The organism is Arthrobacter sp. NPDC093139 (assembly GCF_044754165.1).
Lineage (GTDB): Bacteria > Actinomycetota > Actinomycetes > Actinomycetales > Micrococcaceae > Arthrobacter.
Genome location: NZ_JBIVOO010000006.1, coordinates 198462 through 212795 on the forward strand (window position 1 = coordinate 198462; position 14334 = coordinate 212795).

General features: G+C 66.1%; 11 protein-coding genes. 1 reads left to right on the top strand and 10 read right to left on the bottom strand.

Annotated elements, in window-relative coordinates; genetic code table 11:
- Positions 1–160 precede the first annotated feature (160 nt).
- Positions 161–952 carry a TIM barrel protein gene (locus tag ACIP90_RS12065; RefSeq protein ID WP_400579544.1) on the bottom strand — a complete coding sequence of 264 codons (792 nt, stop codon included), beginning with the start codon at positions 950–952 and terminating at the stop codon, positions 161–163.
- A complete protein-coding gene (locus tag ACIP90_RS12070) occupies positions 949–2070 on the bottom strand; it encodes a Gfo/Idh/MocA family oxidoreductase (protein ID WP_400579545.1) in 1122 nt (373 codons plus the stop codon). Before ACIP90_RS12070 ends, ACIP90_RS12065 begins: the two co-directional genes overlap by 4 nt.
- A 126-nt stretch (positions 2071–2196) precedes the next feature.
- On the opposite strand from ACIP90_RS12070, the gene ACIP90_RS12075 reads away from it, so the two are divergent.
- Positions 2197–3192: a LacI family DNA-binding transcriptional regulator gene (locus tag ACIP90_RS12075; RefSeq protein ID WP_400579546.1), complete on the top strand. Its 996-nt coding sequence runs from the start codon at positions 2197–2199 to the stop codon at positions 3190–3192.
- On the opposite strand, the gene ACIP90_RS12080 is transcribed toward ACIP90_RS12075, so the two are convergent.
- The 8 genes from ACIP90_RS12080 to acnA form a co-directional block, all read right to left on the bottom strand.
- A complete protein-coding gene (locus ACIP90_RS12080; RefSeq protein WP_400579547.1) occupies positions 3189–4820 on the bottom strand; it encodes an ABC transporter ATP-binding protein in 1632 nt (543 codons plus the stop codon). The genes ACIP90_RS12075 and ACIP90_RS12080 overlap by 4 nt on opposite strands.
- A complete protein-coding gene (locus ACIP90_RS12085; RefSeq protein WP_400579548.1) occupies positions 4817–5575 on the bottom strand; it encodes an energy-coupling factor transporter transmembrane component T in 759 nt (252 codons plus the stop codon). Before ACIP90_RS12085 ends, ACIP90_RS12080 begins: the two co-directional genes overlap by 4 nt.
- Positions 5576–5578: 3 nt before the next feature.
- On the bottom strand, positions 5579–6400 hold the full coding sequence (locus ACIP90_RS12090) for an ECF transporter S component (RefSeq protein WP_400579549.1): 822 nt from the start codon (positions 6398–6400) through the stop codon (positions 5579–5581).
- Between the two features lie 151 nt (positions 6401–6551).
- Positions 6552–7580: a nucleoside hydrolase gene (locus ACIP90_RS12095; RefSeq protein ID WP_400579614.1), complete on the bottom strand. Its 1029-nt coding sequence runs from the start codon at positions 7578–7580 to the stop codon at positions 6552–6554.
- A 58-nt stretch (positions 7581–7638) separates the two neighbouring features.
- Positions 7639–8616: an aldo/keto reductase gene (locus tag ACIP90_RS12100; protein ID WP_400579550.1), complete on the bottom strand. Its 978-nt coding sequence runs from the start codon at positions 8614–8616 to the stop codon at positions 7639–7641.
- Positions 8617–8637: 21 nt separating this feature from the next.
- Positions 8638–9198 carry a hypothetical protein gene (locus ACIP90_RS12105; RefSeq protein WP_400579551.1) on the bottom strand — a complete coding sequence of 187 codons (561 nt, stop codon included), beginning with the start codon at positions 9196–9198 and terminating at the stop codon, positions 8638–8640.
- A 103-nt stretch (positions 9199–9301) separates the two neighbouring features.
- Entirely contained in the window at positions 9302–11275 is a 1974-nt protein-coding gene (dxs, locus tag ACIP90_RS12110) for a 1-deoxy-D-xylulose-5-phosphate synthase (RefSeq protein WP_400579552.1), read from the bottom strand.
- A 189-nt stretch (positions 11276–11464) separates the two neighbouring features.
- Positions 11465–14275 (bottom strand): aconitate hydratase AcnA, encoded by a 2811-nt coding sequence (gene acnA / locus ACIP90_RS12115; RefSeq protein ID WP_400579553.1) that lies wholly within the window; start codon positions 14273–14275, stop codon positions 11465–11467.
- Positions 14276–14334 lie beyond the last annotated feature (59 nt).

Here is a 14334-nt window from a genome sequence, read left to right on the forward strand (position 1 = left end):
GACCCCTGCGACGGATCACGGGGTTCCGGAACCTAACGCAGCTCCGAGCCCGGCTCGGAGGCCGGGAGCCCGGCCTCGGCCTGCTCCCGGCGCTGCAGGACATCGAACGCCACGGCGATCCTGGCCTGCAGCGCGGAATATGGCGGCCGGCGCAGGGGGCTCAGACGTCGAAAGCGGCCCTGAACGCAGCGAGGGCGGTGTCCCCCGCTTCCACGCCTTGGCCGCCAGAGGCACCGGCCTCCAGTCCAACGATGCCGGAGTACCCGGCATCCGCCAGCGCCGAGGCGACGGCACGGTAGTTGATCTCCCCCGTGCCGGGTTCGAAGCGGCCAGGTACGTCAGCGACCTGGATCTCTCCTATCCAGGGCAGCGCTTCCCGTACCAGTTCGATGAGGTTCCCCTCCCCGATCTGGGCGTGGTAGAGGTCCAGCATCATTTTCACGTTCGGATGGTCAACGGCTGAGACCAGGGCCATGGTGTCCTTTGCGCGGGCCAGCGGTATGCCCGGATGGTCCACGATGGTGTTCAGATTCTCCAGCGCAAACGTCACGCCGTGCTTCTCGCCCAAGCTGCCCAGGCGTTCCAGAGTGCGCAGTCCGGTGAGCCACATCTGGCCCGTTGCACGGTGGGCTGGCCTGACCGCGTGACCCCCCTCGCCGAGTTCGGCCGGGTGAACCACCATCCGCTCGACGCCGAGTTCCAAAGCAGTCGGAATGAGCTTCTCGGCGGAGGCCAGCACCTCATGGGCGCTGTCAGGATCGATGAGGCTGCCTCCGAAGTAGCCGCTCATTGAGGAGAAACGGGCACCAGTCGCGGCCAGTGCAGCGATATCCCGGGCGCGGGTATCCCAGAGCTCCACCTCAAAGCCCTGCCCATGGATCCACTGAACCCGTTCGGCCAGGGGAAGTCCGCCGTAGAGCATCTCGGCGCAGACGGCCAGGCGGAAGCTCATACGGCGTCTCCCACCGCGTGCAGTTGCTGCCCGGCTGCCCGCAGCTCTGCAACCGACGAGACCTCGACAGGCAGTCCTGTGTCGGCCGACCGTGACGCCGCCAGCGCCACCGCGAGGGCATTACGGGCGTCGGCCCAGCCCGGGCCTTGTTTGGCTGAGGCCTCGACGCCGTCCCGGCGGACTTTCACCGCATCGGCGAACTCGTCCACCTCCAACGTGTAGGCATCGTGGAAGAGGTCCACATTCAGACGCACCGTCGCAGAGCTGATGCCGGCCGCGGTATAGCTCGTTGCACTGGAGGCTTGCGGTCCGCCCGCAGTCACCATGCCGGCCGAGCCGAACACCTCGCCGCGCACGTCATAGCCGTAGAGCGCGTTGAAGTTCGCTTCAGCCACCGCTATTGCCCCGTTGCTGTAGGTCACTGTCACCACCGCTGTGTCCAGCAGCCCTCTGTCTTTGGCCTCCGGAGCAACCAGGGCGTCCGCCACAGCGTGCACACGGACGGGAACGGCGCCAGGGTTCAGCCAGTTCAGCGTGTCAAAGTCATGGATCAGGGTCTCCAGGAAGATCGTTCCTGGCGGGATGCGCTCCGGGTTGGCGATGCCGGCCTCCGTACCCGGATCGCGCGTCAGCGACCGGAGGAGCTGGGGCGTTCCCACTGCGCCGTCGTCAAGGAGCTTTCGTGCCGCGGCAAAATCCGTTGCGTAGCGCCGGTTGAAGCCGAACTGAACCATGATTCCGGCGGCGTCCGCAGCCGCCATTGCACTGTCCAGTTCCTCGATCGTGCGCCCGCCGGGCTTTTCGCAGAACACGTCCTTTCCGGCACGGGCTGCCGCCGCGATCAGAGTCGAGTGGAACCGGGCCGGAGCCGCAATCAGCACGGCATCCACGTCCGGATCATTGAACACATCAGCAGGATCAGCGCTGATTTTGGCAACTCCCAACCTCCCGGCAAGGGCTTCCACAGCGGGCAGCGACGGATCCGCGATGGCTTCGAGTCGGGCGCCGGAGATACGGCGGGCAACAGATTCAGCGTGGAAACTTCCAATCCAGCCGGCTCCGATGAGGGCGATGCGGGCAGGCCGGTCCGCGCTGACCGGATGCTGAAGATAACTCATGGATACTCCCGGGATTTCTAGCCGATAATGGAAGACGCATATAGATCGTTCTAGTAGCCCAATATGGCATCCTTGTACCCGTCCTGTCTAGATCGTTCTATAGAATGATCCACACAGAGGAGGAATATGACGGAACAGCAGCGCCGCCCAACGCTGATGGACGTGGCCGCAGCGGCCGGCGTCTCGCGGGCACTGGTTTCCATCGTCATGCGCGGGGCGCCCGGCGCGGCGGAGTCGACCCGGCAAAAGGTGCTTGAGGCAGCACGGGAACTCGGCTACCGGCCCGACAGCCGGGCCCGCCTGCTGCGCAGCAGCCGCACCAGGCTCCTGGGCCTGAGTTTCTTCAGCGCCCAGCCCTTTCACGCGGAAATAGTGGATGCTGCCTATGCAGAGGCGGCGGCGCATGGCTACGAAATCGCGTTGAGCGCGGTTGCCCATGGCCGCCCCGAGACCCGGGCCATCGAATCCCTGCTCGATGTCGGTTCCGAGGCACTCATCATGATTGCTCCGACACTGGGGAGCCAGGAGCTGGAGCGGTTTGCCGGCCAGGTACCCGTCGTTAGCCTCCTCCGGGACGACGTGGGCGGCCTGGTGGACGCCGTAAGCAGCGACGACCAGGCAGGCATCCGCATGGCCGTTGAGCACCTCGCCGGCCTCGGTCACCGGAACATCGTGCATGTCGACGGCGGCACAGCAGTTTCCGCCGACCAGCGCCGGGTGGCCTTCCGAACTGAAATGGAGCGGCACGGCCTGGAGGCGAGGATAATCCCCGGCGGACCCACCGAAGAAGACGGCCTGACGGCCTTCCGGTCCCTGCGGGCGGATCTCCCGTCAGGCGTCGTCGCCTTCAATGACAGGACTGCCCTCGGCCTGATCGAAGGCTTGCGTGCCGACGGGCTGAAAGTTCCTGACGATGTCTCCGTGCTCGGATACGACGATAGCCAGTTTGCCCGGCTCAGCTACATGCAGCTGTCCTCGGTCAGCCAGGACGCGCCGCTACTCGCAGCAACAGCTGTCAAGCAGGCTGTGGACCGGATCGAACGGTCACAGGAACCCGCCCACGTGGTGAGGACGCCGCATTTGGTAGTGCGCAGAACCACGGCTCCTCCCAGGTTTTCCTAGTGGTCCACCAGGGCTCCGCCCTGAAGCGCCAGCGTCCGGTGGGCATGCGCCAATGCAAAGGGCAGGTCATGGGTGACCAGAACGACGGCGGCGCCACGGCCCGCTGCCGCTGTAATGGCCGCGGTCAGCCGATCCAAGCCACGGGCATCAAGCGCAACCGTAGGTTCATCCAGTGCCAGTACCGCCGGCTCCCGGGCCAGCACCGTCGCCAGCGCCAGCAGGCGCTGAGCCGAGCCGGAAAGTTCGTGCGGATGGACTGCGCCTGACCCGCCGAGACCCACGGCGTCCAGCGCTGCAGCGGCCTTCGCCGGTGCCTGCTGCCCGAAGAGCCGCTCCAGTCCGAACAGCACCTCGCGCTCTGCAGTCCGTTCGAACAACTGGTCGTGGGGATGCTGGAACAGCAGGCCGAGCCGGTCGGCGACGATGCCCGTGGGAGCACCCGCGATCGCCTTGCCGGCGACGCGGATGTCGCCACTCAGCGGCCGCAGCAGCCCGTTGAACAGCCGCAGCAGGGTCGATTTGCCGGCGCCGTTTGGACCGGTCAGCGCCACTATGTCCCCGGGCCGCACGTCCAGGTTGATGTCCTCCAGCAGGAGCGGGGAGCTGGAGTCCTTGGCGCCGAACCCGAAGGACACGCCTTCCAGTTCCAGTGAAGATGCCACGTCCAGGGCAGGCGGCAACTCCATGGCAGGTACTGGCGTGTACGCAGCAGCGGGCGCCGGCTCGGGGGTGGGCCTGTCCTGGACCGCGTGAACCGCCCGCGGCTCGCTGACAACAACACCGGAATTGGCCAGCAAGCCGCCGGCCAGCAACCGGTCGGGGGGCCCGGCCGCCTTGGCTGCTCCGTCTTCCAGGACCAGCCAGTGCACGGCCTGCCGCGTCAGCGCGTCGGCGTGCTGGCTGAGGACCACCACTGCTACTCCACGGGCCATCAGGTCCTTGACGAGCGCCATCACGGTCAGCTCTCCGGCGGAATCGAGGGATGACAGAGGTTCATCGAGAATCAGGACTCCCGGATCGCCGATGATGGCGCACCCGATGGCAAGGCGCCGCAGCTCTCCCCCGGAAAGGGTTGCGGGGTCACGTCCCAGGAGCGCGGTGAGGCCAGTGCGCCGGGCGGTTTCAGCCACAGCCGCGGTCATCTCGGACCGCGCCGTCCCGCGGTTCTCCAGCCCGAAGGCCAGCTCCTCCTCCACGGTGCCGCGCACGCCTGAGAGCATGGCGGCAGCATCCTGCGGCACGTAGCCCACCTGGTCAGCCCAGGCCGCGGAGTCGATCTGCGGGTCATCATCCAACCCGGAAAACACCAGGCGCCCGCCCTCCTGACCTCCTCCGGCCACCAGCTGCAGCGACCCCCTGAGCACGCCGTCGCGTCCTCCCGCCAGCCAGGCGGCGAGCAACCGTCCCAGGGTGGACTTCCCGCTCCCGGAACCCCCAAGCACTGCCGTCAGCGATCCCTGAGCAGCCTCGAACTCAATCGCCCGCAGCGCGGGCCCGGTATCGCCATGGAAAGTGAACGCCTCGATGGCCGCCCAGAGCGTCGTCGGGGCAAAGTACTGCCCGCCGGCGGCCCGCCCCCCGGCGCCCTCCCCACCGACGGCCCGCCCGCCAACATCCTGTCCGCTCATGCAGAGCCTCCGCCAGAGGTGGAAGCCACGATCCGCAGGGCCACCGCAGCCCCGGCGAGCAGGAGGACAGCCAGCCGGAAAACGCGCTGGGCTGTTGAATCGTGAACCTCCCGGTAACTGGTCCTCGGGCCCGCACGCCGGAAGCCTCTTGCATCAAGCGCCTGCGCGCGGATCCCGGCGTCGTGGACCAGGCCCAGCACCAGCGGCACCATCTGCAGCCGGACCGCCTTCAGGCGGCTCACGAGCCCCTGCTCCACCACCAGTCCGCGCGACTCCTGGGCCTGGCGCACCTTCTGGAGGCGGGCGGAGATGATGGGAGCCAGCATCAGAGTCGAGGCCAGGACGTAGCCGAACTGCGGCGGCAGACGGAGGGCGTCCAGTGACGCCACAAGGTCCGGCACCCTGATACTGAAGGAGAACAGCATCAGTACGAGGACGAAGGCTGAGGTGCGCAGCCCCATGTCAACGGCAAAGCCGAGGCCCTCGGCCGTGACTCTGGCCGGCCCCCATCCCGCCAGTACTGTGCGGCCCTCGGGGTAGAAAAGGCCATGCATCACCAGCAAGGAGAGCCAGAACGGCGCCAGGATGGCGCCGCCGGCGAGCAGCACGCGGCGGGTGCGGCCGAAGGCCGCCGCCAGCGCCACGGCACCGGCGGCAACGGTGAGGGACACCGCCCAGTTGGCGGCCGCCGTCGTGATCACCAGTACTGCTGCGGCCGCGGCCAGCAGGGTCAGGGGGTTGAGCCGCGGCGCCACCGTTCAGGCGTCCTTCTGGACCGGTTCCTTGCCTGCCAGCACGTTGAAGCGGCGCACGAACGGGAACTGGAAGGTGGTGCGGCGGGGAAGGGCGTACACGAGCATGGCCGCAATGGCGAACACGATGGCCTTGTCCATGGGGTCCGAGATCAGCGCCTGCTTGGTGATGGCGGCAAGCAGGGTGTCGCCCATGGCGCGGAAGGCGCTGACAATCGCGCCGGTTCCGGCCCCGGAGGTTCCACCGAAAACAAAGGCAGCGACGGGGGCCGACACCACACCGGCCAGGATTCCGGTGAGGAAGCCGGCCACCGGGGCGAGGTAAAAGCGGCGGAAGAGACCGTAGCGTGCAGCAGTGCCTGCGAGGAACCCGATGAGCGCGGCGCCGGCGGCGAAGGGCAGGACAGTGGGGTTGATGAAGGACCAGACGATGCTGCTCAGGGCGCCCGTCGCCGCGCCGGCTGCGGGGCCCGCCAGGACGGCGATCAGAACGGTGCCGATGGCGTCGAAGTAGAAGGGCAGTCCGCTGGTCCCCATGAGCTGGCCGAGAACGATGTTCAGGACCAGCGCCACGGGGATGAGAACTACCGTCGAGGTGGGAAGCGTAGGCAGCACGCCCACGACCAGCAGAGCCGCACCGAGCAGGAACCCGCCCAAGGCAACCAGCGCGGAGACGCTTCCAAGTCCGTTGGCGATGTCGGCAGGCTGGGTGAGGACGAGGTAGATGAAGGTGCCCGCGATCGCGGCGGCGCCGAGCAGTTCGAGCAGCCGGCGGTTTCGTCCCTCCTGCTGTCCGGAGCTGGGGAGGGTGAGGGAAAGCTGTGACATTGTGGATCCTTAGGCTGATGACGGCAGGCCCCGCCCCGTGGCGTGATCCTCCGCGTACGCGAAATGTGGCGCCTATGTCACCTCGACGCGGCTACCATCCTACCGATCCGTGGTGGTGCGGTGCTACGGATTCACTGGGGGCAGTCCGCGCTTATGGCCGAAGGGTGCGGGCCAGTGCCGCCACGGAGGAAATGAGCTCGTCAAAGCACTGCGGGGGGTCGTTCGTCGTCACGATCCGGGCGTTGGGCGGTTCATTCCAGATGCCGCGGAAGTCAGCCACCGTGGTGCCAATAAGCCGGGGCGACCCGGTTTCCACATGCACGGTGGCCGGCCGCGTCTGGATGGGCGTGCGGCCGATGGCGGCCGCGGCCGCGAAAGCGTCGTGCATGTGGGCGACGTAGCCTTGGCCGTACAGCCGGTGGAATTCCAGGTAAAAGCGGACGGCGTCAGAGATGCAGGCCACTAGTGGATTGTCCGAGGCGCTGCGCTGGCCTTCTGGCTGTTCCGGAAGCACGAGCTCCGGTTCCTGCGCGCCGGAGGCCTCCCCCAGCCTTTGCAGGTGCTCGGGCCGCAGCTCTATCCGTTCGGTGGTCTCGAGCGCGCACACAACGGGCAGGCTGTCCGCGGGAAGGCCGCTGTAGGCAGCGAAGACCTCCTGGGCGGCGTGGGGATCAACGGACACGTTCCATTCCGCCGTGGGCGTGGTGTTCCCCTGGTAGTTGAAGCACCCACCCATGATCACGAGGCCCTTCAGCAGCTTAGGCAGAGCAGGTTCGCGGCGCAGGGCCAGTGCGAAGTTGGTCAGCGGTCCGGTGATGAGGCCCGTGATCTCCCCCGGATTCGCCCGGACGGTGTCCACCCATACGTCCACAGCATGCCGCGGGGAAATCTGCTGCGCCGGAAACGGCAGCTCCGCATAGCCGATGCCCTGCGGGCCGTGGGTTTCCTCGGTGGTGACCAACGGAATCTCAAGCGGCACCTCGGCACCAATGGCCACTTCCACACCGGATCGGCCGCAAAGCTGCAGCAGTGCGAGGTTGTTCAGCGCCACCTGCCGGGCGCCCACGTTGCCCGCCGTGCACGTGATGGCCTCGATCCGGACCTCCGGGCGGGACAGCAGGTAAACCAGCGCCAGGGCGTCGTCGATCCCGGTATCGACGTCCATCAGGACGGAGTGCATCACGCCAGCGTCCATCACGTCAGCGTCCATCGGGGCAGCGTCCATCAGAACAGGTCCATTAGAACAGGGCCACCTTGGGGGTCCGCGGGAAAATGGCGTCCAGCTCTTCCAGCTCCGCCTTGTCCGGGACCCAGGCCACCGCCTCCGCATTCTGCCGGACCTGTTCGGGCCGCGTGGCTCCGGCAATGACGCTGCTGACGGCTGGCTGCGCCGCCAGCCAGGAGAACGCCACCTGCACTTCGCTGAGGCCGCGGTCCGCGGCAAAGGCGCTGAACTGTTTCAACTGCTGCCAGTCGGCTTCGTCCACCAGGTGGGTCCGCGTGTGGCTGAGGCGCGAGCCTTCGGGCGCCTGGTGCGGTGCGTATTTTCCTGTCAGCAGTCCGTTCGCCAGCGGGAAGTACGGCAGCACACCGATGCCATAGGCCTCAGCGGCCGGAATGACCTCCAGCTCGGCGCGGCGGTCCAGCAGGTTGTAGTGGTTCTGCGCCGAAATGAAGCGGGCACCGCCCCTGGCCCGGGCCACGAATTCGGCCTCGGCGATTTGCCAGCCTGCCCGGTTGGAATGGCCGATGTAGCGGACCTTGCCGCTGGCCACCAGCTCGTTCAGGGCATCCAGCGTCTCTTCGATCGGCGTCAGCGGATCCGGCGTATGGAACTGGTACAGGTCGATCCAGTCCGTGCCCAGCCGCCGCAGGGAAGCCTCGGCGGCGCGGATGATGTAGCTCCGCGAACCGCGGGCACCGTAATCCTTGCCGTTGGTCCCGCGCATATCCAGGCCGAATTTGGTCGCCACCACAGCTTCGTCGCGCCTGCGTCCAAGCGCCTTGCCGAGCATGGTTTCACTCAGGCCGGGTTCCCGGCCGTAGGAATCCGCGACGTCGAACAACGTCACGCCCGCGTCAAGGGCGGCATGGACGACGGCGTCAGCCCCCTCCTGTGACTCTGTCACCGTATTTGCCCGGCCCAGGTTGTTGCAGCCGAGTCCCACCACAGAGACAGTCAGTCCGGATTTTCCCAGGCGGCGATATTCAGTCATGAAAACACCCTATAACGGCCGCTACAACGCGAACCCGGCGGCCTGCTTCGGTGAGTGCTTGAGTTTCAGGGCAGTTGGATCACTGAACGGGGCGGCACCGATGCTCAGCTTGGTGAAGTCCAGGTCCTCGCCGCGGATGCAGACCTTGATGGCGTTCACGGCCTTGTTCACATCCGGACACAGGCAGAAAATGTTGAGTTTGGAGTCGCTGAACTCCGAGCGCTCAACCGTGCCCAGCCCGCGCCATGCAAGGTGGCTGGTCAGGGCGTCCTTGGCTTTCTCCTCAAGATACCGGTCCCGGCTGGTACCTTCCCGGGTCTTCAGGGCGTACTGCGCCACCACCCAGTACTGCTCTTCGTCGGGAATCTCGGCATAGCCGTCCTCGGCGCACTGCGCGGCGAAGGCATCCATCAGCCGCTCGGCCGCCTCGCTGTCAGCGACGTCCGTTTCATCGGTCTTGCTCTGGTGCCCTACAGTCCCGTGGTTAGTGACGAACTGGCTATAGTCCTCGTCAAACCAAGCCTCCCTGAACTGGAGGACCCCTTCTTCGTCACGCTTGTAAACCCGGATGATTCCGCTCATGCCCGTCCTTTGGATCGCCCGCGGCCTGCGCCGCCGAACGGTGGGAGTTATGCCTCTACGGCCTGGTAATTCTCGTGGGACGCCAGCCGGCGCTGAACCGACCCTACAGCTTGGGCAGGCTTCCTGTGGTGGGGTGCTCCTGCCCCGGCAGGGGACGGGCGAAGGGCACCTTGGTGCCCAGAACCTGTGCGACAACGTCGTGGGTGATCTGCTGCGCGGTGAGGCCTACGCGTTCCAGAACCTGGCTGCGGGAGCCGTGATCCAGGAACTCCACGGGCAGGCCCACTTCATTCAGCGCCGTGTCCACGCCAGCCGCCCGCATCTCCTGGCGGATCCTGGACCCCACGCCTCCGGCACGGACCCCGTCTTCTATGCAGATCACCAGGCGGTGCCGGGCGGCCAGGGCGATGATCGATTTCCGGACCGGAAGCACCCAGCGCGGATCGACGACAGTGGAGCTGATGCCCTGCGCGCCGAGCCGGTTTGAGACGTTGAGGGCGAGTTCGGACATGGCGCCCACGCTGACGATGAGGACGTCGTTTTCGGTGGAACCGGAGGGACGCCGGGCAAGCACGTCCACGCCGTCACTCAGCCGCTCGATGGCTTCGATCTCCGCCCCGACTGTGCCCTTTGAGTAGCGGACCACTGTGGGGGCATCCTTGATGGCCACGGCCCCGCGCAGTTCTTCACGGAGCCTTGTGGCGTCGCGCGGCGCCGCCAGGTGCAGCCCGGGCACGATCTGGACCATCGCCATGTCCCACATGCCGTGGTGACTCGCGCCGTCGGGGCCCGTGACACCGGCGCGGTCCAGCACAATGGTGACGCCCGCCTTGTGCAGGGCAACATCCATGAGCAGCTGGTCGAAGGCGCGGTTGAGGAAGGTGGCATATACGGCGACGACGGGGTGCAGTCCGCCGAAGGCCATGCCGGCGGCGGAGGTGAGGGCGTGCTGTTCGGCGATGCCGACGTCAAACACCCGCTCCGGGTGGCGGGCGGCAAACTTGTGCAGGCCCACGGGGATGAGCATCGCGCCGGTGATCCCCACGATGTCCTTGCGCTCGTCGGCGATGTCGGCGATTTCATCCGCAAAGACGGAGGTCCAGGACTTCGCACCCCCGGCATCGGCGGGCTCGCCGGTTTCGGGGTCGATGATCCCGACCGCGTGGAACTGGTCGGCTTCGTGCGCACGTGCGGGCGCGTAGCCGTGGCCCTTCTCCGTCATGGCGTGCACAATCACCGGGCCGGCATAGTTCTTGGCGGTGGAGAGGGCATGCTCCAGGGCCTGGAGGTTGTGGCCGTCCACCGGGCCGATGTACTTCATGCCGAGGTCCTCGAACATGCCTTGGGGAGCCCACCAGTCCTTGATGCCCTTTTTCATCGCATGGAGGCTTTTGTACGTGAACTGGCCCACGGGTCCGCCGCTCTGGAGCTTCTTCTTCCACCAGTCGAGGGCGACTTCGTAGGCGGGGGCAGCCCGGAGCGAGTCGATGGTGGGGCGAAGGGACGCAAGGTAATCGGCAAATCCGCCAACGGTGGGGGCATAGGATCGGCCGTTGTCGTTGACCACGATGACGACGCGGCGCCGCTTGTCGGCGGCGATGTTGTTGATGGCTTCCCAGGCCATGCCGCCCGTGAGGGCGCCGTCCCCGACGATGGCGATAACGTAACGGTCGCCGTCGCCCGTCAGCTGGCGGGCACGGGAAATCCCGTCGGCCCAGGACAGGGAGGACGAGGCGTGCGAGCTTTCGACAATGTCGTGCTCGGATTCAGCGCGGTCAGGATATCCGGACAGCCCGCCCTGCTGGCGGAGGGTGCTGAAATCCTGGCGTCCGGTAAGGAGTTTGTGCACGTACGACTGGTGGCCCGTGTCAAAGACGATGCTGTCGCGGGGCGAATCAAAGATCCGGTGCACCGCCATGGTCAGCTCGACAACGCCGAGGTTGGGGCCAAGGTGCCCGCCCGTCTGGGAGACGTTGCCGATCAGGAATTCCCTGACCTCGCCGGCCAGCTGATCCAGCTGCGCCGCAGACAACTTGCTCAGGTCCTGCGGATTCCGGATGGTCTCCAAGAGTCCCAACGGCCCCTCCTTCAGGTGGTAGACATGCCTTTTAACTCTAACGCCTCCGGACGGGCCCCGGCGCCGGGCAGGACTACGCGTCAGCGCCGGCAGGGGCAGCATGCCGCGTGAAAAGGAACGCCAAAGGCCCCGGCCGGTCAGTGACTGGCCGGGGCCTTCCCGCCTTATTCGCCCTAAGGCAGGTTCCGCTTAGTTCGCGGAAATCTGCCGAAGCACGTACTGCAGGATGCCGCCGTTGCGGTAGTAATCCGCTTCACCCGGCGTATCGATGCGGAGGACCGCATCGAACGACTTGGCGGTGCCGTCTTCGGCGGTGGCCGTGACCTTGAGGGTCTTCGGAGTGGTGCCTTCGTTGAGCGCGGTGACACCCTCAACAGCGAAGGATTCCGTACCGGTCAGTCCCAGGGTGGCAGCGGACTCGCCGGCCGGGAACTGCAACGGAAGGACGCCCATGCCGATCAGGTTGGAGCGGTGGATGCGCTCGTAGCTCTCGGCAATGACGGCCTTGACACCCAGCAGCGCGGTGCCCTTGGCTGCCCAGTCGCGCGATGAACCGGAGCCGTACTCCTTGCCTGCCAGGACAACCAGCGGGGTGCCGGCGGCCTGGTAGTTCTGTGCGGCGTCGTAGACATAGGCCTGCGGGCCGCCGGCCTGGGTGAAGTCGCGCGTGAAGCCGCCCTCCACGCCGTCCAGCAGCTGGTTCTTGATGCGGATGTTGGCGAAGGTGCCGCGGATCATCACTTCGTGGTTGCCGCGGCGCGAGCCGTAGGAGTTGAAGTCCTTGCGCTCCACGCCGTTGGCCAGCAGGTACTGGCCAGCCGGGGTGTCCGACTTGAAGGAACCGGCCGGGGAGATGTGGTCGGTGGTGACCGAGTCGCCCAGCTTCAGCAGGACCCGGGCGCCAGTGATGTCCTGGACGGGGTCCGGCTGCGCCTTCATGCCCTCGAAGTACGGGGGCTTCCGGACGTACGTGGACTTCTCGTCCCATGCGAACGTGTCGCCAGCGGGGGTGTCGAGGGCCTTCCAGCGCTCGTCGCCTTCGAAGACGCCCTCGTAGCCGCGGGCGAACATTTCCTTGTCGATGGAGGAATCGATGACCTGCTGGACCTCGACCGGGTTCGGCCAGATGTCCTTCAGGAAGACGGGGTTGCCGGCTTCGTCCTGGCCCAGGGCGTCGGTGTCGAAGTCGAAGTCCATGGTTCCGGCGAGGGCGTAGGCGATGACCAGCGGCGGCGACGCCAGGTAGTTCATCTTCACGTCCGGGTTAATCCGGCCCTCGAAGTTGCGGTTGCCGGACAGGACAGCGGTGACGGAAAGGTCATTGGCCTGGATGGCCTCCGAGATCTCAGCGTCCAGCGGCCCGGAGTTACCGATACAGGTGGCGCAGCCGTAACCCACGATGTAGAAGCCAAGCTTCTCCAGGTACGGGGTCAGCCCGGACTTCTCGTAGTAGTCGGTGACAACCTTGGAGCCCGGTGCGACGGACGTCTTGACCCACGGCTTGGCGGTCAGGCCCTTGTCGACGGCATTGCGGGCCAGCAGCGCGGCGGCCAGCATCACCGAAGGGTTGGACGTGTTGGTGCAGGAGGTGATCGACGCGATGGACACCGCGCCGTGGTCAAGTTCGAACTCGCGGCCGTCCTCCATCTCGATGTGGACGGGGCTGGACGGGCGGCCCTCGGCACCGTTGGCAGCGGAAACAACACGTGCCGAATCAGTCGTGTGGGAGTCGGCGTGCGTGAACGACGGCGAGTCCGACGCGGGGAAGGACTCGTCCAGCGACTCGTCCACGCTGCCGTCTTCGAGCGTGACGTAGTTGTGGATGTCCTTGCGGAACTGCTCCTTGGCGTCCGTCAGTTCGATGCGGTCCTGGGGACGCTTCGGGCCGGAGATGGACGGAACCACCGTGGACAGGTCCAGCTCGAGGTACTCGGAGAACTTGATCTCCTTCGACGGGTCGTGCCAAAGGCCCTGTTCCTTGGCGTAGGCCTCCACGAGGGCAACGTTCTCTTCCGAGCGGCCGGTGAGGCGCAGGTACTCGATTGTGACGTCGTCGATCGGGAACATTGCGGCAGTGGAGCCGAACTCCGGGCTCATGTTGCCGATGGTCGCGCGGTTGGCGAGCGGAACCTCGGCCACGCCTTCGCCGTAGAACTCGACGAACTTGCCCACCACACCGTGCTTGCGCAGCTGTTCGGTGATGGTCAGTACGACGTCGGTGGCGGTGGCGCCGGCGGGAATGGACCCGGTCAGCTTGAAGCCGACGACGCGCGGGATCAGCATGGAAACAGGCTGGCCCAGCATGGCCGCCTCGGCTTCGATGCCGCCAACGCCCCAGCCGAGCACACCCAGTCCGTTGACCATGGTGGTGTGCGAGTCCGTGCCGACGCAGGTGTCGGGGTAGGCGCGGAGAGCGCCGTCAACTTCGCGTGTCATGACGGTGCGGGCCAGGTATTCGATGTTGACCTGGTGCACGATGCCGGTTCCCGGCGGGACGACCTTGAAGTCGTCGAAGGCCGTCTGTCCCCAGCGCAGGAACTGGTAGCGCTCACCATTGCGCTGGTATTCGATCTCCATATTGCGCTCCAGCGCACCGGAGTTACCGAAAGCATCAATCTGGACGGAGTGGTCGATGACCATTTCCGCAGGTGCCAGCGGGTTCACCCTCTTCGGGTCGCCGCCAAGCTCCTTCACCGCCTCGCGCATGGTGGCAAGGTCCACCACGCAGGGAACGCCGGTGAAATCCTGCATGATCACGCGTGCAGGCGTGAACTGGATTTCAGTGTCGGGCTGGGCATTCGGATCCCACCCAGCGAGGGCGCGAACGTGATCGGCAGTGATGTTCGCGCCGTCCTCGGTCCTCAACAGGTTTTCAAGCAATACCTTGAGGCTGAACGGAAGGTTTTCTGAACCTTCAACGGAGTTCAACCGGAAAATTTCGTATTCGGTTCCGGCTACATTAAGTTTGCCTTTTGAACCGAAGCTGTCCACAGTGCTCATCGCAGGACTCCTCTCGCAACAGTTTCATCTTTGTCGCGCGGTAGACCGCTTGCTAGTTA

Coding starts and splice junctions, on each gene's coding strand:
- ACIP90_RS12105 (WP_400579551.1), bottom strand. CDS start 9,198: ATGAGCGGAATCATCCGGGTTTACAAGCGTGACGAAGAAGGGGTCCTC.
- ACIP90_RS12080 (WP_400579547.1), bottom strand. CDS start 4,820: ATGAGCGGACAGGATGTTGGCGGGCGGGCCGTCGGTGGGGAGGGCGCC.
- ACIP90_RS12070 (WP_400579545.1), bottom strand. CDS start 2,070: ATGAGTTATCTTCAGCATCCGGTCAGCGCGGACCGGCCTGCCCGCATC.
- ACIP90_RS12075 (WP_400579546.1), top strand. CDS start 2,197: ATGACGGAACAGCAGCGCCGCCCAACGCTGATGGACGTGGCCGCAGCG.
- ACIP90_RS12100 (WP_400579550.1), bottom strand. CDS start 8,616: ATGACTGAATATCGCCGCCTGGGAAAATCCGGACTGACTGTCTCTGTG.
- ACIP90_RS12095 (WP_400579614.1), bottom strand. CDS start 7,580: ATGCACTCCGTCCTGATGGACGTCGATACCGGGATCGACGACGCCCTG.
- acnA (WP_400579553.1), bottom strand. CDS start 14,275: ATGAGCACTGTGGACAGCTTCGGTTCAAAAGGCAAACTTAATGTAGCC.
- ACIP90_RS12065 (WP_400579544.1), bottom strand. CDS start 952: ATGAGCTTCCGCCTGGCCGTCTGCGCCGAGATGCTCTACGGCGGACTT.
- ACIP90_RS12090 (WP_400579549.1), bottom strand. CDS start 6,400: ATGTCACAGCTTTCCCTCACCCTCCCCAGCTCCGGACAGCAGGAGGGA.